Consider the following 20,896-nt stretch of genomic DNA (forward strand, 5'->3'; position numbering starts at 1 on the left):
CACGCTCCGCCTGGGCCGCTACGACCCCAGAACCGTCGCCAGGAACTCCCCCACCCAGGCCAGCAGCTCGCGGCCGACCAGGGGCTTGCCGCCGATCTTGCCGGTGGTCGGGCGCGGCACCAGGATCTGGCGGGTGGCCGGCTTGAGGACCGTGCGCGGGTAGAGGCGCTTGAGGCGGAGCTCCTGGGACTCGCGGAGTTCGACCGGACCGAAGCGGATGTTGCTGCCCTGGAGGGTGATGTCCGTGACCCCGCAGGAGCGGGCGAGCATGCGCAGGCCGGCGACCAGGAGGAGGTTCTCGACCGGCTCCGGCAGCTTGCCGTAGCGGTCGGTGAGCTCCTCGCGGACGGCGGCGATGTCCTCCTCCGAGGTGGCGGAGGCGATGGCGCGGTAGGCCTGGAGGCGCAGGCGCTCGCCGGGCGCGTAGTCGTGCGGGACGTGCGCGTCGACGGGGAGCTCGATCTTCACCTCCAGCGGCGGCTCCTCCTCCGCGCCGCCCTCCAGGGAAGCGCGGTAGTCGGCGACGGCCTCGCCGACCATGCGGACGTAGAGATCGAAGCCGACACCGGCGATATGGCCGGACTGTTCGCCGCCGAGCAGGTTGCCCGCGCCGCGGATCTCCAGGTCCTTCATCGCGACGTACATGCCCGCGCCCATCTCCGTGTGCTGGGCGATGGTCGCCAGGCGCTCGTGGGCGGTCTCGGTGAGCGGCTTCTCGGGCGGGTAGAGGAAGTAGGCGTAGCCGCGCTCGCGGCCCCGGCCCACCCGGCCGCGCAGCTGATGCAGCTGGCTCAGGCCGAAGTTGTCACCGCGCTCGACGATCAAGGTGTTGGCGTTGGAGATGTCGATGCCGGACTCGACGATCGTGGTCGAGACCAGGACGTCGAACTTCTTCTCCCAGAAGTCGACGACGACCTGCTCCAGCGCGTTCTCCGACATCTGGCCGTGCGCGGTGGCGATCCGGGCCTCGGGGACGATCGCGCGCAGCCGTGCCGCGGCCTTGTCGATCGTCTCCACCCTGTTGTGGATGTAGAAGACCTGGCCCTCGCGCAGCAGTTCACGGCGGAGGGCCGCGCCGATCTGCTTCTCCTCGTACGGGCCGACGAAGGTCAGGACCGGGTGGCGCTCCTCGGGCGGGGTGGTGATCGTGGACATCTCGCGGATGCCCGTGACCGCCATCTCCAGCGTGCGGGGGATCGGGGTCGCGGACATCGTCAGGACGTCCACGTTGGCGCGGAGCTTCTTCAGCTGCTCCTTGTGCTCGACGCCGAAGCGCTGCTCCTCGTCGACGATGACCAGCCCCAGGTCCTTGAACTTGGTCTCGGAGGAGAACAGGCGGTGGGTGCCGATGACGATGTCGACCGCCCCCTCCCGCAGCCCCTCCAGGGTCGCCTTGGCCTCCACGTCGGTCTGGAAGCGGGAGAGCGCCCGGACGTTGACGGGGAACTGGCCATAGCGCTCGGTGAACGTGCCGTAGTGCTGCTGGACGAGGAGGGTGGTGGGCACCAGCACGGCGACCTGCTTGCCGTCCTGGACGGCCTTGAAGGCGGCGCGGACCGCGATCTCGGTCTTGCCGTAGCCCACGTCGCCGCAGATCAGACGGTCCATCGGGACCGACTTCTGCATATCGTCCTTGACCTCGGCGATGGTGGTGAGCTGGTCGGGCGTCTCCGCGTACGGGAACGCGTCCTCCAGCTCGCGCTGCCAGGGGGTGTCCGGGCCGAAGGCGTGGCCGGGGGCGGCCATCCGGGCGGAGTAGAGCTTGATCAGATCCGCCGCGATCTCCTTGACGGCCTTCTTGGCGCGCGCCTTGGTCTTCGTCCAGTCGGCGCCGCCGAGGCGGTGCAGGGTCGGGGCCTCGCCGCCCACGTACTTGGTGACCTGCTCCAGCTGGTCGGTGGGGATGTAGAGACGGTCGCCGGGCTGGCCGCGCTTGGCGGGCGCGTACTCGACGAGGAGGTACTCGCGGGTGGCGCCCTGGACGGTGCGCTGCACCATCTCGATGTAGCGGCCGACGCCGTGCTGCTCGTGGACGATGAAGTCGCCCGCCTGGAGCGTGAGCGGATCGATCTGCTTACGGCGGCGGGCCGGCATCCGCGCCCCGTCCTTGCCGGCCGCCTTCTGGCCGGACAGGTCGGTCTCGGTCAGCACGGCGAGCTTGCGGGACGGGTCGACGAAGCCGTTGTCGAGGGAGCCGCAGGCGACGTGGACGACCGACGGCGAGACTTCGGACAGGTCGGCGTCGAGGCGGGCGGCGATCCCCTCACCGCCGAGGACCTCGACCGTACGGGCCGCCGGGCCGTGCGCCTCGGTCACGTACACCGTGCGCCAGCCGTCGGCGAGCCACCGCTTGGTGTCGGACAGCGCCCGCCGGGTGTCGCCGCGGTAGCTCTCAGGGGCGTGCATCCCGAGCTTGAGGGTGTCCTCACCCGCCGGCGCGTCAGCGCCGTATGTCAGCGTCTCGTCGGCGGCGAAGGGCGAGACGGACCACCACATCATGCCCAGCTCACGGGCCCGGTCGCGGACGTCGGCGATACCCCACAGCGAGGCCGCGCCGACATCGATCGGAGCCGCTCCGCCCCCCGCGCCCGCCCGTCGCCCACCACCGCCCGTTACGGAACGGACTTCGTCCGTACGGGACATTGCGGCTGCCGCCCAGGACGCCTGGAGGAACTCCTGGCTGGTGGCCACCAGGTCGGCGGCCCGGGTGCGTACCCGCTCCGGGTCGCAGACCACGGTCATGGAGCCCTTCGGCAGTACGTCCAGCAGCAGCTCCATATCGTCGACGAGCACCGGAGCCAGGGACTCCATCCCCTCCACCGCGATGCCCTCGGCGATCTTGCCGAGCAGCTCGCCCAGCTCCGGATGCTCCTCGGCGAGGGCCGCGGCCCGTCCCCGCACGTCCTCGGTGAGCAGCAGCTCACGGCACGGTGGTGCCCACAGGCCGTGTTCGGCGACCTCCAGGGAGCGCTGGTCGGCGACCTTGAAGTAGCGGATCTCCTCGACGTCGTCGCCCCAGAACTCGACCCGGAGCGGGTGCTCCTCGGTGGGCGGGAACACATCCAGGATGCCGCCGCGGACCGCGAACTCACCGCGCTTCTCGACCAGTTCGACGCGCGTGTACGCGGCGGCCGCCAGCCCGTCGACGACCTCTTCCAGGTCGGCCGACTCGCCCGTGCGCAGACTGACCGGCTCCAGGTCGCCCAGGCCCTTGACCTGCGGCTGGAGCACGGAACGGATCGGCGCGACGACGACGGAGACCGGGCCGGCGGTCGGGTCGTCCGGCCGCGGATGGGCGAGCCGGCGCAGCACCGCGAGACGGCGGCCGACGGTGTCCGAGCGCGGGGAGAGCCGCTCGTGCGGCAGCGTCTCCCAGGCCGGGAACTCCACGACGGAGTGCTCCTCGCCGGCCGGCACGAGGCTGCGCAGCGCCGCGGCCAGGTCCTCGGCCTCCCGGCCGGTGGCGGTCACCGCCAGCACGGGTCGCTGGGCCTCCCGGGCCAGCGCGCCGATCACGAACGGGCGGGCGGCCGGCGGGCCCACCACATCCACCTGCCGGCGGTGTCCGTCGGCCGCGGCCTGCACCGCTTCGGCGAGCGCCGGATCCCGTACGACGGCGTCGAGCAGACCAGTGAGGCTCATGAAAGGGTTCCGTCCCAGCAAGCGAGGCGAACAACACGAACAGCCCGCGACGTCTCACGGGCGGGGCTGCCCACGATACGCCCGACCACCGACAGCCTGCCGCCCGCGCGGACGGGGCCCGGGCGGGCGGCTTCCGGACGGGCGGCTCCGGGCCGGTCAGCTCCCGGACGGGCGGCTCCGGGCCGGTCAGCCTTCGGCGCTGCCTCGGGTGCGGGGCAGCCGGGTCTCCAGCGTGTCCTCGTTGTCGGGGTCGGCAACCGTCGCGCCCGCGGCTCCCAGGGCTCCCGGAGCTCCCGCGGCCCCCGGGGCCCAAGCCGCCGCTCCTTCCGACGGCTCGGACTCCGTGGACTGGACCGAAGCGGCGGATGCGGTACAGGTGTCGGATGCGGTAGATGCGTCGGACGAGGCGGAGCCGAGGCTCTCGTCCTCCGCCCCCTCCGGCTCCGGCGCCTTCCCGGTCAGCGCCGCCAGGCTGTTCCGTACATGCGTCATATGGGAGCGGACCTCCTCGCGCCGCTCCGCGTGCTCCCGCAGAATCCGCTCCGTGGCCCGCTCGATGCGCTCCGCTTCGACCCTCGCCTGGGCCAGCAGCTCCGCGGCGCGGTCCTCGGCGGCCTCCTGCTGGTGCCGGGCGGCCTCCTCGACCTCCGCCTGCAGCCGGCGGTGCTCGGCGATGATCCCCTGCCCGTGCGCGTCCAGCTGCGTGACCACCTGGTCCAGCTCCGCCTCGCGCTCCGCGATCCGCCGCCCGGCCGCGTCCCACTCCTCGGCCTGCTGCTTCTCCTGGTCACTCAGCAGCTGCTCGGTACGGCGGAACATCTCGGCCAGCTCCTCGCCCGCCTCCGCGCGCAGCTGCTCGGCCTCCTTCGCCGCCCCGGCCACCAGCCGGGCGGCCTCGTGCTCCGCCCGCTCCACCGTCCGCCGGGACAGCTCATCCGCCTCGGTGCGCAGCGCGGACGCCGCCCGGTCCGCCGCGTCCCGCACCTCGCGCCCGTACGCGTCGGCCTCCTCGCGGGCCTCCTTCGCGGCGTGCTCCGCCTCGGCACGCAGCCGGGCCGCCTCCGACTCCGACGTGTTCAGGATCAGCAGGGCGTCTCTGCCGAGAGTCTCGTACGCCGGCTCCGGCAGCTCTGCCACACGGGCGCGCAGCGCGTCGAGTTCGGCCTCCATCTCACTGCACAGGACGGTGAGCCGGGCGGCACGCTCCCAGCACGAGTCGCGGTCGATGGAGAGTCCTTCGAAGCGACGGTCCACGTCCTCCGGGCGGTAGCCACGCCCTCGTACGGTCTCGAACCCGTGAGGCGAAACCGATGCACTCATCCCTGAAGCCCCTCTGTGGAGTTACGCGCGATGTCGTGTGGACGGGTACGGAGCCGCGACGGCGCGACGCTTCACCCAACTCACCCCACCTAGGATGCGTCATTTATCGCCAGAAGTCGGAATTGGATCACCGAGTCTTCGACTTCTCGCCTTCTCGCCTTCTCGTCATTCTCGTGGTCATTGCTCCCCCACCGCCCCAAGGACGTGGGGGAGCAATGCCGAAAGCGACTAGAGAAGGCCGTCCCACATCTGCTCCAGCAGCACCGACCACCAGGTCTCCGGCGACCCCAGCGCCGGCGGATCCAGTGCGACCAGCTGCGCCTGGAAGTCGACGGTCCACCGGCCCGCCTGCTCCGGCGTCAGCCCGTACCGCAGCCGCCACATCCGCCCCAGCATCGCCAGACAGCGCACGAACTCCGGCAGCCCGGTGTTCACGAACTGCGGCGCGGCCGGCTGCCCGCCGGGGCCAGCCTCCAACGGCACCGCCACGATGTTCGCGGTCCCGTACTGCACACACAGCTGGCGGCCGAAGTCATTGCCCATGACCAGATACGACCCGGCGTCCGGAGCCGGCTGCACCCCGCGCTCCGCCGCCAGCTCCGCCAGCGTCGGCACCGGACGGCCCGGCTGCGCCTGCGCCCAGAAGAACGGGCCGAAGTCGACCGGCATACCGGCCCACACCAGCATCTGCGCCACCACATCGGGCACACCGTGCCGGGAGACCGCCCGCTGATCGAAACGGAAGATCCCCTGCGGCCCGAAGGCCTGCTCCAGCTCCTGCCCGATCGCCTGCGGCGGGACCGGCGGCGCCTGCGGCACCTGCGAGGGGTGCGGCAGCGGCACCCGGACCGGCGCCGGCCGCGCCGGGCCGTCCGCGACCTGGTGCAGCTCGCCCTGATGCTCGATGAGATGCCGTACGCCCTGCTGACGCGAGGCGTGGTCCCTGCCGTACGCGGCGGTGTGACTGATCCGCACCTGCGGCCAGTTGTCCCGGATCATCCGGGCGCAGTAGCCACCCGGCAGATCGCAGCACTCCAGCTCGGTGTGCAGCTCCAGCACCTGCTGCGGCGGGACGTTCATCCCGCGCAGCTCGTGGAGCAGCTGCCACTCCGGATGCGGCGTACCGGGCGCCGAGCGGCGCACGATCTTCTGCTCCGAGCCATCCGGCGCGCGGTAGCTCAGTACGGCCATGTAGCCGGGGCCGACGGTCGGCTGGCCACTGGGGGCAGCCTGCGGATAGCCGTATGCGCCGGGGGGCGCGGGCGGCGGGGCAGGCACCGCCGGGGGCGGGCCGACGGGGCCGGGCTGCGGCGCATGGGGCGAGGGCGGGGACGGGGACGAGGGCGGGGGCGGCATGCCGGGGCCGCCCGGACCGCCCGGACCGCCGTGGCCGCCGGGGCCGGGCAGCGCGGCGCCGCTGGCGAGCATCGTCGCCGCGGCGTGCACACCGCCGCCACCGGTGTCGCCCGCCACAGGCGGGGCGGGCGGCGGAGGAGGCGGCGGAGGACCGGCCTCACCGCCCTGGCCGGACCGCCCACCCGTGGGCGGTCCGGACTCACCCGGAACACCGGGCGGCGCAGGCGGCGGGGGCACGCCGGGACCACCGGCGGGCCGCGGCCGTCCCTGCTGACCGGCCTGACCGCCCGCGCCACCGAGGCCCGCCTGGAGGGACGCGCCATCGGCGAGCATCGTCGCGGCGGCATGCACCCCGCCACCGGGACCACCGGGACCGGAAACAGGACCAGAGCCAGAACCAGAGCCAGAGCCACCGGAGTCGGTGGCGGCCCCGTCGGCCGTACCAGCCGTACCCCCCGTACCAGCCTTATCCGCCGTGCCAGCCGCACCGGCCCCGTCGTCCGATCCGCCCGGCCCGTCCACCGCACTGAGATCCACGTCCGCCGCGTCCAGCTGCGACACCAGCTGCGTCGGTACGTACCCGCCGGCCGGCCCACCGGGACCGGACGCCACGGGTTCCCCCGGCACCCCCGGAGGCGCAGGCGGCACGGCGGTCCCGGACCCGGCCGGCGCCCCGGCCGCCGGCACACCCGGCGGGGGAGGCACATCGGCGACCGGCGCACCGGACGGCGGCGGCAGCTCCGACAGGGCCGGAGACACCGGAGCTGCCGGAACCGCCGGAGTCTCCGGGACCTCCGGGGTCGCCGGGGCATCCGGAATCGCTGCATCCGGAATCGCCGGCGCCACCTGCGTACGCGGCAACTGACTGCCGCCCTGCAGCAGTTCGGTCTTGGCGTCCGGACGGGAACGCGGCGCCGGCGGAGCGTCGTCCGCCTCGTCGAGACATGCCAGCGGCGGCGCGAAGACCGTCTGCGGCAGCCCCACCGAACGGTCCTCGGCGCCCTCGTCGGAGTGCGTGGTGTCCGCCGCCGCCCACGGAGTCGCCGCTCCGGCACCACCGGCGCCACCGGCAGGACCAGCCGGCGCCGCGGCAGCCGACGACGGGTCGGCCTGCGGCGGAGCGGCCTGCGGCGAAGGGACAGCAGGCGCCGCCCCCGCCCCCTCCGTCCCACCGTCGCCCCGGCGGTCCGGGATGCCCCGGGCGTCCGCCGCCTCCTGCAGCCACTCCGGCGGCGTCAGCAGGAACGACGTGGCATTCAGGTCGATCCGCTGCGGCGACTCCGCCACCGCGCCCGCGCCGTCCGCCGGAGCGCCGTACTCCTCCTCGTACCGCCGGATCACCTCGCCCACAGGCAGCCCCGGCCACAGCGTCGTCTCCCCGCTGTCCCGGGCGATCACCAGCCGGGCCCGGCCGCCCTCCGCCGCCGGACCTCCCCCGGAGCCCCCGGCACCGGGGGTACCCCCGTCCCGGTCCTCCGCCCAGACCACAAAGCCCAGGTCGAACTCCCGCACCCGCACCTCGCGGTGCAGCTCCGCCGGCACATCGCCGTTCACCCACCGCTCCGCGCGCTCCTGCGCCTGCGCGAACGTCACCATGCCGGTCAGCCCCCCACCGGAACAGCGGCCGCGAAGCCACCGTCCACCATCAGGTTCGCCACGGTCTCCAGCTCCGGCGGATTGCCCACCAGCCGCTGCAGAAACTCATCGAAATCCGCACCACACGGCAACAACAGCCGCTCCACCCGCTCCTGCACCGTCCAGCCGTCCCGATCCCGCGCATCGTCATACGGGCAGAACCACACCGAACCGCGCGCCTCACCCCGCACCTTCACCGCGACCACCCCGCCCTGCACGAACCCCACACCCAGATAGTCCTTGGTGAAGTGATCCCGCAGGCACTTGTTCACATAGACCAGATCGTTCACCGCGGCGTCATCGCGCACCGTGAAGAACGGCTGATCCACCAGCAGTCCCAACTCCGCGTCCAGCGCCGCGCCCACCGGCGCGCAGCCGCCCGCCGCCTTCAGGAACGACCGGTACGCGCCCGGCAGCCGATAGCCCAGCGCCTCCTCGGCCTGCACCACCTGCTCCTCGGCCACCGACACCTCGCGCAGCGGCAGCCCGAAGTGCACCGGCCGGGTCTCCTGCAACGGCCGCGTGCCCCGCTTGTCATGCGCCACCGCCGCCGTCGCCAGCCCGCCGTGGTGCCGCAGCAGCGCCTTCACCTCGGCCGGGATCAGCTCCATCCGCCGCGTACCGGCCACGTGATGCCACGTCCAGCCGTGCGGCGTCGCCACCGCCGGCACATCTATCCACAGCTCATGCCCCTGCGCGTGCAGCGCCGCATTCGCCGACACGAAATCCGTCAGCCGCAGCTCGTCCACGCCGAAACCCTCGGGCGGCTCGGCGATCTCCGCGGCCGCCCGCGCATACGGCGTGAACTCCGGAAAGCCCCGCCCGTCCACCCGCACCCCCGCGGGATACCGCGCAGCACGCACCGGATCCGGAAAACGCACGACCTGCCCGGCATAGGCTGAATTCGGTGGCGCGGCCTGTCCCGCCGCCTGAGGGCCGGGAAGAGCCCCCAGCCCTGGCCGACCTGTCGTCATCGCGGTTGCCCCCTGGCTGAAGCTGGATGTGGGGCACAGCCTATGCCGTACGGCAACACCCCCTCCGTCCACCGCCCCCACCACCCGGCACCCCGGCCGACACCCCATCCGGCACCCCGCCCGTCAGCCCCACGACACACCGGCGTCACCCACCGGCCCACCGCCGCCGGACCCCCCGCGCACCACCCCGCCCACCAGCTCCGATACCCCACGCCCCGCACCCCGCCCACCGCACGTGAGATCGCCGACAGGCCGGCCGACTACCGCAACACCCAGCACATTTGGCAGGCTGACCCCCGCAACCGGGGGATTGCAGGGAGGGAAAGCACCACGCATGAGCACCACCGCACGCCACGGCACCGAAGCCGGGGACCCGCGCATCGGCTGGAGCGGCACGGCCGGCACCCCGGACACACCCGCCCTCCACCACCGCCGCGACGGCATCCTCCCCACCATCGGCGCCGCCCTGTCCGTACGCGGACAAACCCTCACCTGCACCGCGAGCAAATCCGAACAACCGCCCGCGCTCCACCCCCTCGTCCAGGACTTCCTCGACGCCCTCCCCACCGGCCAGCGCGAACGCTTCACCGGCCGCTGCCCCGAAGCCGTACTCCTCTCGCGCCACCTCACCGCCGTCGAAGCCAACCGCTCCAAACGCGCCTCCCGCAAACCCCTCACCAACGGCGAAGCCCGCCGCTCCCTCAAACACTCCAAAATCACCGCACGCCACATCCGCGAAGACGGCGACCCCCAGCACGGCAACTACGCCCCGCCCTGCCGCTCCTGCGACGCCCTCCTCGCCCACTTCGGCGTCATGCCCATCGGAAGCTGATCGGAAGCCGACCCGCCACCATGCCGCCCACCGCACCCGGTCCCCGCACCCCCGCACACGACCGCACCGGCTCCACCCGCTTCCCCGCCGCCGTCGACGTCGCCCTCCAGCAGGCCGGCTGGCAACCCGGCCGCTGGGACATAAAACAAGCCGAACACTGGGCCGACACCCTCCGCGCCCACACCTCCCCCGCCGGCCACCGCCACACCCTCTTCCCCGCCGCCGTCGAAGCCTGGGCCGAATTCGGCGGCCTCCACCTCACCGGCCCCGGCCCCGGCCGCCACATCGCCCCCACCCCGTTCGTCATCGACCCCCTGCACGGACTCCACCTGGCCCGCACCCTCGGCGACCTCGGACGCGCACTCAACACCGACGTCGCCCCCCTCGGCCGCGAAGAACTCACCGCCCCCGGCGGCACCACCCACGCCCAGGCCACCCTCGCCATCGACACCTACGGACGCGTCTACAGCCTCGACCACAGCGGCGACTGGTACCTGGGAGCCGACATCGACGCGGCACTGGGAACACTCGTCCTCGGCACCCAGCCGGCCCGGCTGGCGATCACCACCACCCACACCGCCGGGTGAGCCACGGCAACCCCGGGTGAGCCATGGCGACCCGACATACCGGCGGGAAAACCGCGGCCCGCGCATGACGAGGTGACACCCGACGCACCGAGGATCAGGCGGCAGCCCCGACGACGGGCACCACCGCCGAGACCCGGAAACCACCGGCCTCCGTCGGACCCGAGACGAACACACCGCCCAGCTCCGTCACCCGCTCCCGCATCCCCAGCAGACCGTTCCCCCCACTCGGCAACCCCGCCGACGCCGGACTGCCCTCACACGGCCCGTTCTCCACCTGCACCGCGACCTCACCCTCCCGATGCGCCAACCGCACCCGCGCCCGCGCCCCCGGCGCATGCTTGTGCACATTCGTCAGCGCCTCCTGGACCACCCGGTACACCGTCTGCTCCACCCGCGCCGCATACCGCCGCCGCACACCGGCAACCGCCCCGCCCCCCTCGGCTGCCTCATCGCCGTCATCCCCGTCAGCGACCCCGTCCACCGAAAGCTCCACCACCATCCCGGCCGCCCGGGACTGCCCCACCAAAGCCCCCAGATCGGCCAGACACGGCCCCTCCGCATCCACGCCCGCCCCGGAAACCGCCACCGCGCCGGCCCCGGACGCCGCCGCCGGCACCGACACCGACACCGACGACTCCGAAACCCCCGCCGCCGCGCTCTCCCCCGACCGCGCCGCCGCAGACCATCCCTCGGCATTCCCCTCCGCGTGCCCCTCCGACCGCGCCCCCGCACCCGCCGCCCGCACCCGCGACGCCACCGCCGCCAACCGCTCCGGCGCATCCGCCCCCGAAGCACCACGCCCCGCCGCCCCCTCGGCCGTACGCAGCACCCCCAGCATCTCCCGCAGCTCCGTCAGCGCCTGCCGCCCCATATCCCCGACCAGCGCCGCGTTCTTCGACGCCTTCTCCGGATCCTTCAACGCCACCGCCTGCAGCGCAGCCGCATGCACCACCATCAGACTCACCCGGTGCGCCACCACGTCGTGCATCTCCCGCGCGATCCGGGTCCGCTCCTCGTTACGGGCCCACTCCGCCCGCTCCTCGGCCCGGTCCGCCAGCAGCGACAACTCACGCTCCAGACCGTCCGCCCGCTCCCGCAAGGACTCCACCAGCCGCCGCCGGGCACCCACGTACAGCCCCAACAACACCGGCGGCGCCGTCAGCACCAGCCCCAACGCGACCGACGTCACCGGCACGAACCACACCGACGGATCCCAGTCCTCCTGCCCCGCCACGTCCTGCCGCAAGGCCAGGAACGTCGTCGCCACCGTCCCCACGACCGTCATCCCCGCCAGCAACGCCGTGATCCGACGCGGCACCTCCGACGCGGCGAGCGTGTACAGCCCCACCACACCCAGCAGCGCGCCCATCTGCGCAGGCATCACCGCTATCGACACCAGAACGACCACCACCGGCCACCGACGCCGCAACAGCAACACCGAACCCACCAGCAGGCCGAACACCACCCCCGGCAACGCGGACAGCTGCGCCTTCTGCGCAACCTCCACGCCCTCGGCCATGCACTCCACAGCCGAAGCCGCCGCCAGCGACACATCCAGTACGACGCTCCGCCGCCGGGCCCACCACCACGGCCCCGTCACCGGCGCACCGCGCACGCCCACACTTTCGCTTGCCCCCGTCGTGGTCATACCGACCAGCGTACGGGCGCCCCCACCCTTGCCCCCGCCCCTTTTCCCAGCACACTTCCAGCCCGCTTCGAGCCGTTACCGACGGTTATCACTCGAACTGTTGAATCGCCCACATTTTCGACACTTCCGCAACCACCCGCACGCCACCCTGTTCCCATGACGAACACATATCGCACCCACCCGGACTACACATCGTTACGCCCCCAGGCCGTCGCCCTCCGCCGCGCCGGCCTCAGCCGCCGCCAGATCCGCGACCGACTCCACATCCACAACAACGACCTGCTGAACCGCCTACTGGAAGGCGAACCGGTACCGGAGTGGACCAAGCGCCCGAACGCCAAGGACGACCTCCGCGACAAGGCCCGCGAGCTGCGCAAGCAGGGCATGACCTACGACCAGATCCAGGTCGAGCCGGGCTGCTCGGAGAGCTCGATCTCGCTCTGGGTGCGGGACCTGCCGAAGCCCGAGCGGAAACGCAGTCGCGAGGAGGCCTCGGCGATCGCCCGGCGCGGCTGGGAGGCGACGATGAAGCGGCGCGAGGAGGAGCGCCAGGAGACGAAGAGGGTCGCAGCCGACGAAATCGACCAGCTCTCCGACCGAGAGCCCTTCCTGATCGACGTCGGGCCCTACTGGTCCGAGGGAGCGAAGAGCAAACCCCACAATCCAGCGGAACGCGTCACGTTCATCAACAGCGACCCGGGCATGATCAGGACCTACCTCGCCTGGCTGACCGTTCTCGGCATCGAGCCGGAACGCCTGCAATTCCGAGTGCACATCCACGAGACCGCAGACGTCGAAGCGGCGGAGCGGTACTGGGCGCAGCTGGTCGGAATTGAGACATCCGCCCTGGCCAAGACAACGCTCAAGAAGCACAACCCGAAGACCAACCGGAAGAACGTAGGCGAGACGTACCGAGGCTGCCTGGTGGTACGCGTCATGGACGGCGCTGACCTATACCGTCGCATTGAAGGCTGGTGGTACGGCATAGTGTTGGGTGCCGAGCAGCGATCAACCTGACGAGATGTCCGGTTTAGCTGCTTATGCACTCCCTCGTGGTGTAATTGGCAACACTGTCGGTTTTGGTCCGATTATTCCAGGTTCGAGTCCTGGCGAGGGAGCCAAGCAAAGCTCGGGTCCTGACCGCAAGGTCGGGACCCGCTGTCGTTTCGCCCGCGAAACGCCCCGGTATCCTTCGGATGACCACCACCCGAAGTAACCAAGAAGCCGAAGGGCATCCCGTGAGCGCCAACCGCCCGGCAGCCGTCGTCGTTCTCGCAGCGGGTGAGGGCACCCGCATGAAGTCGGCGACGCCCAAGGTCCTGCACACTCTCTGCGGCCGGTCCCTCGTCGGACACGTCGTCGCCGCCTCCCGTGAGCTGGCCCCCGAGCATCTCGTCGTGGTCGTCGGTCACGCCCGTGAGCAGGTGCGGGCCCACCTCTCCGAGGTCGACCCGGCGGTGCGTACCGCCGTACAGCACGAGCAGAAGGGCACCGGGCACGCCGTCCGTACGGCTCTGGAGGAGCTGAGCGGCGACGGTGTCGTGCTGGACGGCACGGTGATCGTGGTCTGCGGTGACACGCCGCTGCTGACCGGCGAGACCCTCAAGCAGCTCGGTGACACGCACGCGGCGGACAAGAACGCGGTGACGGTGCTCTCCGCCGAGGTGCCGGATGCCACCGGTTACGGGCGCATCGTGCGGGACGAGACGACGGGTGCCGTGACGGCGATCGTCGAGCACAAGGACGCGTCGGAGGACCAGCGGGCGATCCGGGAGATCAACTCCGGGGTGTTCGCGTTCGACGCGCGGCTGCTGGTGGACGCGCTGGGCAAGGTGCGGACGGACAACAGTCAGGGCGAGGAGTACCTGACGGATGTGCTCGGCATCGTGCGCGAGGCGGGTCACCGGGTCGGTGCGGCGGTGGCCGCCGATCACCGCGAGATTCTGGGGATCAACAACCGGGTGCAGCTGGCGGAGGCGCGCCGGCTGCTGAACGGGCGGCTGCTGGAGCGGGCGATGCTGGCGGGCGTCACGGTGGTCGATCCGGCCTCGACGTTCGTGGATGTGTCGGTGTCGTTCGAGCAGGACGTGACGGTTCACCCGGGGACGCAGCTGCTCGGTGCGACGTCTGTTGCCGCCGGTGCGGAGGTCGGTCCGCAGTCGCGGCTGACGGATACGGCGGTCGGGGCGGGCGCTGTGGTGTCCTTCACGGTGGCTGAGGGTGCGCGTGTGGGCGAGGGCGCGAATGTGGGCCCGTATGCGTATCTGCGGCCGGGTACGGATCTTGGCCGGAAGGCCAAGGCGGGTACGTATGTGGAGATGAAGAACGCGTCGATCGGGGAAGGCACGAAGGTGCCGCATCTTTCGTATGTGGGAGATGCGACGATTGGCGAGTACACCAACATCGGTGCGGCGAGTGTCTTTGTGAATTACGACGGTGAGGCGAAGCACCACACCACGGTGGGTTCGCATTGCAAGACGGGGTCGGACAACATGTTTGTGGCTCCTGTCACGATCGGGGATGGCGCTTACACGGCGGCCGGCTCGGTCATCACCAAGGATGTGCCCCCGGGTTCGCTGGCGGTCGCGCGTGGCCAGCAGCGGAATATCGAGGGTTGGGTCGCGCGTAAGCGGCCTGGAAGTGCCGCCGCGCAGGCTGCTGCGGCTGCTTGTCCGGAGTCCGAGGACGAGCAGTGAGGGTGCAAGGGGGCGTTGTGCGGGGCGTACCGTGTTGACCGCAGGCAAACTGTGATTCGAGGAGATTTGCTGTGACCGGGATCAAGACGACCGGCGAAAAGAAGCTGATGCTCTTTTCCGGCCGCGCCCACCCCGAGCTGGCGGAGGAGGTCGCGCATCAGCTGGGTGTGGGGCTGGTCCCGACGAAGGCTTTTGACTTCGCCAACGGTGAGATCTATGTCCGATATCAGGAGTCGGCGCGTGGTGCGGACTGCTTTTTGATTCAGAGCCATACGGCTCCGATCAACAAGTGGATCATGGAACAGCTGATCATGATTGATGCGCTGAAGCGGGCTTCGGCCCGGAGCATCACGGTGATCGTTCCGTTCTATGGTTATGCGCGTCAGGACAAGAAGCACCGGGGTCGTGAGCCGATTTCGGCGCGGCTGATCGCGGATCTGATGAAGACCGCGGGTGCGGACCGTGTGGTGGCGGTTGATCTGCACACGGATCAGATCATGGGCTTCTTCGACGGTCCGGTGGATCACCTTTTCGCGCTGCCGGTGCTGGCGGATTACGTGGGCGCGAAGGTGGACCGCGACAAGCTGACCGTGGTCTCCCCGGACGCGGGCCGGGTGCGGGTCGCCGACCGCTGGTGCGACCGGCTGGGTGCGCCGCTGGCGATCGTCCACAAGCGCCGGGACAAGGATGTGGCCAATCAGGTCACCGTCCATGAGGTGGTCGGTGATGTGCGGGGCCGGGTGTGTGTGCTGGTCGACGACATGATCGACACCGGTGGCACGATCTGTGCCGCGGCGGACGCGCTGTTCGCGAATGGGGCGGAGGACGTCATCGTGACCGCGACGCACGGTGTGCTGTCCGGTCCGGCGGCGGACCGTCTGAAGAATTCCAAGGTCAGTGAGTTCGTGTTCACGAATACTCTGCCCACGCCGTCCGAGCTGGAGCTGGACAAGATCACGGTGCTGTCGATGGCGCCGACGATCGCGCGGGCGATTCGTGAGGTCTTCGAGGATGGTTCGGTGACGAGCCTCTTCGACGAGCAGTGATCGGCTTGGCCGGGCAGTGATCGACTTGACTGGTTGATCGACTTGGGGGCGGCCTCCCCGCCGGGTAGACTCACGGAGTTGCTCGGCGAGGGAGGCCGTACCCATGTGTACGGCGGTCCGTTATCGACGCGCTCTTCGTAGCAGGTCTGTCGTGGGCCGGGTGACGGTCAACGGATCATTGAACAACTACGAGGAGTGCGATCATGGCTGAGATCAAGCTTGCCGCCGAGCTGCGTACCGACTTCGGCAAGGGCGCTGCCCGCCGTACCCGCCGTGAGGCGAAGGTTCCGGGTGTCGTCTACGGTCACGGTGCGGAGCCGAAGCACATCGCCGTGGACAGCCACGCGCTGATGATGGCCCTGAAGACGCCGAACGCCCTGATCCGTCTGGAGCTGGACGGCAAGAGCGAGCTGGTCATCCCCAAGGCTGTGCAGCGTGAGGCCATCCGTAAGTTCCTGGTGCACGTGGACTTCCTGGCCGTGAAGAAGGGCGAGAAGGTCAACGTCGAGCTGCCGATCCTCACCGAGGGCGAGCTGGCTCCGGGTGGCAACCTGCTGGAGCACGTCCTGAACTCCCTGCCGGTCGAGGCCGAGGCGACCCACATCCCGGAGTCGGTGACCGTCTCCATCGCGGGTCTGGACGCCGGCGCCTCGGTGCTCGCCAAGGACATCACCCTGCCGGCCGGCACCGCGCTGGCCGTTGAGGAGGACGCGGTGGTGCTGCAGGTGCTGGCCGCGCAGGCGGAGGCTCCGGCCGAGGAGGCCGCCGAGGGCGAAGAGGCCTGAGCCTCCCCCTATCCTCCTCACCACGTGTGAGTGTGTTCCCAGCCGCCGCGCCGGTGCCGCCGAGGTACCGGGCGGCGGCTGGGCCGTTCCTGGACCAAGCAGGCCTGGACTGAGAAGGCATTTGATGAGTGACGACACGAGCCCCTGGCTCATCGTGGGCCTGGGAAACCCTGGGCCGGAGTACGCGGGCAACCGCCACAATGTGGGTTTCCTGGTGGCCGACCTCCTCGCGGGGCGCATGGGCGGGCGTTTCAAGGCGCACAAGTCCCGGGCACAGGTCGTCGAGGGGCGTGTGGGGGCGCCGGGGATGGGCAGCCGCCGGGTGGTGGTGGCCAAGCCCATGTCGTTCATGAACCTTTCGGGTGGGCCGGTGACCGCGCTGCGGGACTTCTACAAGGTGCCGTTGGAGCGGGTGGTGGTGGTCCACGATGAGCTGGACATCGACTACGGCACGCTGCGGTTGAAGCTGGGTGGTGGCGACAACGGGCACAACGGTCTGAAGTCGATCAGCAAGTCGCTGGGGCGGGAGTATCACCGGGTGCGGTTCGGGATCGGCCGGCCGCCTGGTCGTATGCCGGTGGCGGATTTCGTGCTGAAGGATTTTTCGTCGGCGGAGCGCAAGGAGCTGGACTACTTCGTGGACCGTGCGGCGGATGCGGTGGAGACGTTGGTGGCGGACGGGTTGGAGCGGGCGCAGGGGACATACAACTCGTGAGGGCGCAGAGGGCGTACAACTCGTGATTGGGGCAGGGCCGTTCAGGTTCTGACGAACCGTTTCGCGAGGTTGACCGGGTGGTGGTGGATGGCCAAGGATCGCCGCCATGCCCAAGAGCAGTGCGCGCACCAGTTCGGTGAGACGGAGTCGTGCCCGGCGGTTCGGTGAGAGTGCCTATGGGGTGGTGCTGGTCGCCAGGACGGGGTTGATGGGGCTGCTGGCGCTGCTCCTGTTGGTGGCGGGTGTGTGGACGTCGTGGAACACGGCGCGGTACGCGATGCTCGTCGGCGGGGAGGAGCGGGGCACGTTGACGGTGTCGGCGTGTGCGGGTGAGCGGTGTTCGGGCCGGTTTGTGCCGTTGGAGGGGGACGGGCGGGTGCGGGCGGGGGTGTCGGTCGCGCGGGCGGTGGCGCCGGAGGTGGGTGAGCGGGTCGAGGTGGTGGTGAAGCCGGGTTCGGCGGATGCGGTGCGGACGGGGGCGGCGGGGGTGCTGCATGCGTGGGTGCCGTTCGCGGGGTCGTTGTTGCTGGCGGCGCTGGTGGTGGCCGGGGGGATGCGGTTGCGGCGTACGGCGTGGGTGATGGGGTTGGTGGGGGCGGTGTTGTTGGCGGCGGCGTTCGCGGCGATGTAGGCAGGGGTGGGGATGTAGGCAGGGGTGGGTACGGCGGCGGCCGGCTCCTTTTCCGAGGAGCCGGCCGCCGCCGTGTGTGCGGTGGGGGGTCAGCCGGTGTTGCGGAGTCCGGCGGCGACGCCGTTGACGGTGAGCAGTAGTGCGCGGGCGAGGACGGGGTCGGCTTCCTGGCCGGTTGCGGCGGCGGTGCGCTGGCGGTGGAGGAGGGAGACCTGGAGGTAGGAGATCGGGTCGAGGTAGGCGTCGCGGATGTGGAAGGTCTGCTTCAGGACGGGGTTGGAGTCCAGGAGTTCGGCTTCCTTGGTGATCCGGAGGACTTCCTGGACGGTGAGCTCGTGCTCGGCCTTGATGACGTCGAAGACGTGCTTGAGCTCGTCCGGTACCAGTGTGTCGACGTAGTGCTGGGCAATCCGCAGGTCGGTCTTGGCCAGCGTCATTTCGACGTTGGACAGGAAGTTGCGGAAGAAGTGCCAGTGTTCGTGCATTTCGTCGAGGACGGTGTCGAGTCCGGCCTCGCGGGCGGCCTTGAGGCCGGTGCCGACGCCGAACCAGCCGGGGACGATCTGGCGGGACTGGGTCCAGCCGAAGACCCAGGGGATGGCGCGGAGGCCGTCGAGGCCGGCGCCGGAGTCGGGGCGGCGGGAGGGCCGGGATCCGAGGTGGAGTTCGGCAAGCTGGTCGACGGGGGTGGAGGCAAAGAAGTAGGCGGGCAGGTCGGGGTCTTCGACGAGGCGGCGGTAGGCGCCGTGGGCGGCTTCGGAGACGGTCTCCATGGCGGCGTCCCAGCGGGCGAGGGCCTCGTCGGACTGGCGGGGGGCGGTGTGCAGGGCGGAGGCCTGGAGGGTGGCCGCGACGGTCAGTTCCAGGTTCTCCCGGGCCAGGGACGGTACGAGGTACTTGTCGGAGATGACCTCGCCCTGTTCGGTGACCTTGATCTCGCCTTCGAGGGTGCCGTAGGGCTGGGCGAGGATGGCGTCGTGGGAGGGGCCGCCGCCGCGGCCGACGGTGCCGCCGCGGCCGTGGAAGAGGCGGAGCCGTACGCCGTGCCGGTGGGCGACGTCGCGGAGCAGGCGCTGGGCGCGGTGGATCTCCCACTGGCTGGTGGTGATGCCGCCGAACTTGGAGGAGTCGGAGTAGCCGAGCATGACTTCCTGGACGTCGCCGCGGAGGGAGACCAGGCGTCGGTAGGAGGGGTCGGAGAGCATGTCGTCGAGGAGCTGGTCGGCGATCTTCAGCTCGTCGGTGGTCTCCAGGAGGGGGACGATGCCGATCTTGGCCCAGCCGGCGTGCAGGTCGAGGAGGCCGGCTTCGCGGGCGAGGACGGTGGCGGCGAGGACGTCGTCGGAGCCCTGGCACATGGAGATGATGTAGGACTCGATGACCTCGGGGCCGAAGGTCTTCTTGGCCTTGAGGATGGTGCGGAAGACACCGAGGGTCTTGGCGCCGGCCTCGTCGAGGGGGGCGGGGGTGGGCGCCAGGGGGCGGCGGGAGCGCAGTTCCTTGGCGAGCAGCTTCCGCCGGTAGTCGCGGGGCATGTCCACGTAGCGCCAGGATTCCTCGCCGAGGCGGTCGAAGAGCTGGCCGAGGGCGTGGTGGTGGGCGTCGGCGTGTTCGCGGACGTCCATGGTGGCGAGCTGGAGGCCGAAGGCAGCGAGGGTGCGGAGGGTGCGCTCCAGGCGGCCGTCGGCGATGAGGCCGCCGCGGTGGGCGCGCAGGGAGGTCTGGATGAGGGCGAGGTCGTCGAGGAGTTCGGCGGTGCCGAGGTAGTCGCGGCCGGGGGTGTGGGGGGTGTCGGCGGCGAGGCGTTCGCGGGTGTTGATGAGCTTCTGGCGGATGCAGGTGGCCTTGAGGCGGTAGGGCTCTTCGGCGTTCAGGCGCTTGTAGCGGGGGCTGATCTCGGGGAGGAGTTCGAGGTCGTGCTGGAGGGAGGTGAGGAGTTCGTCGGTGGCGCCGCAGTTGCGGATGGAGTTGGACAGGGCGCCGCGGAGTTCGTCGATGTGCTCGAGGGCGTCGGTGATGCCGTGCTCGTGCTGGAGGATCAGCACGTCCCAGGTGACCTGCGGTGTCACATTGGGGTTGCCGTCGCGGTCGCCGCCGATCCAGGTGCCGAAGGTGAGGGGGCGGGTGCCGGCGGGCAGCTTGGTGCCGGCGCGTTCGAGTTCGGTGGCGAGGTCCTCGAGGACGTCGCCGACGGCGCCGCGGCCGAGTTCGTCGAGGTAGTAGATCGCGTTGCGGGCCTCGTCCGTCGGTTCCGGGCGGGCGACGCGGAGTTCGTCGGTCTGCCAGATGAGGTCGATGTTCTCGGCGAGGCGCAGGTCGGAGCGGTGGCGCTCGGTGGGGTCGGTGCGGTCGAGGAGTTCGGCGATCTTGCGGAGCTTGGTGAGGACGGAGCGGCGGGCGGCTTCGGTGGGGTGGGCGGTGAAGACGGGGCGGACGCCGAGGTTGGCGGCGGTGGCCGCCAGGTGTTCGGGGTCGGCGTCCTTGAGCATGTCGGCGGTGCGGGCGAGGATGCCGCCTTCGGCGGCGCGCTTGGCGCGCAGTTCGCGGCCGCGGTGGACCTGCTCGGTGACGTTGGCGAGGTGGAAGTAGGTGGAGAAGGCGCGGACGAGCTTGGCGGCGGTGGCCAGGTCGGTGTCGCCGACAAGGCGGGCGGCGGCTTCGCCGTCGGTGCGGGTGAGGGCCCGTACCCGTTCGACGAGGTCGAGGAGCTCCTGGCCTTCCTGCCGGACGAGGGTTTCGCCGAGGAGGTCGCCGAGGCGGCGGATGTCGGCGCGCAGGGCGTGGGTGTCGCCGGCGCCGGTGTCGGGGGCCTGGGTGGGTGCGGGCGCGGCGGGGGTGTGGTCGGCACTGCTCACTGGTGCGGCTCCTTGCGGCGATCAGGGGCGTCGCACCGCGTCTCGTCGGAGGGCGGTGGCGGCTGGGGACTCCCCCAGCTGTCGCTGGGGGCGCTTCCACCCGGCGTGAGCTGGGGGAGGCGGGGCTGGTCTGCTGCGGGCGGGTTGCGGACCGCGCTGTCCGACGCCCCCAGG

General features: G+C 71.1%; 14 protein-coding genes and 1 tRNA gene. 9 read left to right on the forward strand and 6 right to left on the reverse strand.

Annotation, left to right across the window (positions count from 1 at the left end; translation table 11 throughout):
* Positions 1–18: 18 nt before the first annotated feature.
* The 4 genes from mfd to AZE13_RS19180 form a co-directional block, all read right to left on the reverse strand.
* The gene (gene mfd, locus AZE13_RS19165; RefSeq protein WP_066933047.1) at positions 19–3,642 is read right to left on the reverse strand and encodes a transcription-repair coupling factor; all 3,624 of its coding nucleotides are present in this window, start codon (positions 3,640–3,642) and stop codon (positions 19–21) included.
* A gap of 186 nt (positions 3,643–3,828) precedes the next feature.
* Positions 3,829–4,962 (reverse strand): cellulose-binding protein, encoded by a 1,134-nt coding sequence (locus tag AZE13_RS19170; protein WP_079124146.1) that lies wholly within the window; start codon positions 4,960–4,962, stop codon positions 3,829–3,831.
* A gap of 228 nt (positions 4,963–5,190) precedes the next feature.
* Positions 5,191–7,914, reverse strand: coding sequence for an SUKH-4 family immunity protein (locus tag AZE13_RS19175; RefSeq protein ID WP_066933053.1), 2,724 nt, complete (start codon positions 7,912–7,914; stop codon positions 5,191–5,193).
* 5 nt (positions 7,915–7,919) lie between these two features.
* Positions 7,920–8,927 (reverse strand): HNH endonuclease, encoded by a 1,008-nt coding sequence (locus AZE13_RS19180; RefSeq protein ID WP_066933056.1) that lies wholly within the window; start codon positions 8,925–8,927, stop codon positions 7,920–7,922.
* 334 nt (positions 8,928–9,261) lie between these two features.
* Here AZE13_RS19180 and AZE13_RS19185 point away from each other — a divergent pair, with 334 nt between their 5' ends.
* The gene (locus AZE13_RS19185) at positions 9,262–9,759 is read left to right on the forward strand and encodes a YwqJ-related putative deaminase (RefSeq protein WP_066933059.1); all 498 of its coding nucleotides are present in this window, start codon (positions 9,262–9,264) and stop codon (positions 9,757–9,759) included.
* 20 nt (positions 9,760–9,779) lie between these two features.
* Positions 9,780–10,346 carry an SUKH-3 domain-containing protein gene (locus AZE13_RS19190; RefSeq protein ID WP_066933062.1) on the forward strand — a complete coding sequence of 189 codons (567 nt, stop codon included), beginning with the start codon at positions 9,780–9,782 and terminating at the stop codon, positions 10,344–10,346.
* Positions 10,347–10,440: 94 nt separating this feature from the next.
* Here the strand turns inward: AZE13_RS19190 and AZE13_RS19195 are convergent, their stop codons facing one another.
* Positions 10,441–11,994 carry a sensor histidine kinase gene (locus AZE13_RS19195; protein WP_079124148.1) on the reverse strand — a complete coding sequence of 518 codons (1,554 nt, stop codon included), beginning with the start codon at positions 11,992–11,994 and terminating at the stop codon, positions 10,441–10,443.
* 156 nt (positions 11,995–12,150) lie between these two features.
* Here AZE13_RS19195 and AZE13_RS19200 point away from each other — a divergent pair, with 156 nt between their 5' ends.
* The 7 genes from AZE13_RS19200 to AZE13_RS19230 all read left to right on the forward strand — a co-directional run bounded on the left by AZE13_RS19200 (position 12,151) and on the right by AZE13_RS19230 (position 17,867).
* Positions 12,151–13,011: a hypothetical protein gene (locus AZE13_RS19200; RefSeq protein WP_066933065.1), complete on the forward strand. Its 861-nt coding sequence runs from the start codon at positions 12,151–12,153 to the stop codon at positions 13,009–13,011.
* A gap of 29 nt (positions 13,012–13,040) precedes the next feature.
* Positions 13,041–13,115 (forward strand) — tRNA-Gln (locus AZE13_RS19205).
* A gap of 117 nt (positions 13,116–13,232) precedes the next feature.
* On the forward strand, positions 13,233–14,690 hold the full coding sequence (gene glmU, locus AZE13_RS19210; protein ID WP_066933068.1) for a bifunctional UDP-N-acetylglucosamine diphosphorylase/glucosamine-1-phosphate N-acetyltransferase GlmU: 1,458 nt from the start codon (positions 13,233–13,235) through the stop codon (positions 14,688–14,690).
* 71 nt (positions 14,691–14,761) lie between these two features.
* The gene (locus AZE13_RS19215; protein ID WP_066933071.1) at positions 14,762–15,736 is read left to right on the forward strand and encodes a ribose-phosphate diphosphokinase; all 975 of its coding nucleotides are present in this window, start codon (positions 14,762–14,764) and stop codon (positions 15,734–15,736) included.
* A 203-nt stretch (positions 15,737–15,939) separates the two neighbouring features.
* Positions 15,940–16,521 carry a 50S ribosomal protein L25/general stress protein Ctc gene (locus AZE13_RS19220; RefSeq protein WP_066933074.1) on the forward strand — a complete coding sequence of 194 codons (582 nt, stop codon included), beginning with the start codon at positions 15,940–15,942 and terminating at the stop codon, positions 16,519–16,521.
* A gap of 124 nt (positions 16,522–16,645) precedes the next feature.
* Complete coding sequence (gene pth / locus AZE13_RS19225) at positions 16,646–17,236, forward strand: aminoacyl-tRNA hydrolase (protein ID WP_066933076.1); 591 nt, start codon at positions 16,646–16,648, stop codon at positions 17,234–17,236.
* A gap of 106 nt (positions 17,237–17,342) precedes the next feature.
* Entirely contained in the window at positions 17,343–17,867 is a 525-nt protein-coding gene (locus AZE13_RS19230) for a hypothetical protein (protein WP_066933078.1), read from the forward strand.
* An 89-nt stretch (positions 17,868–17,956) separates the two neighbouring features.
* Here AZE13_RS19230 and ppc read toward each other — a convergent pair whose 3' ends face one another.
* A complete protein-coding gene (ppc, locus tag AZE13_RS19235; RefSeq protein WP_398780168.1) occupies positions 17,957–20,722 on the reverse strand; it encodes a phosphoenolpyruvate carboxylase in 2,766 nt (921 codons plus the stop codon).
* Positions 20,723–20,896: the final 174 nt, after the last annotated feature.

It is taken from the genome of Streptomyces sp. NBRC 110611, from assembly GCF_001590865.1.
Classification (GTDB): Bacteria; Actinomycetota; Actinomycetes; order Streptomycetales; family Streptomycetaceae; genus Streptomyces.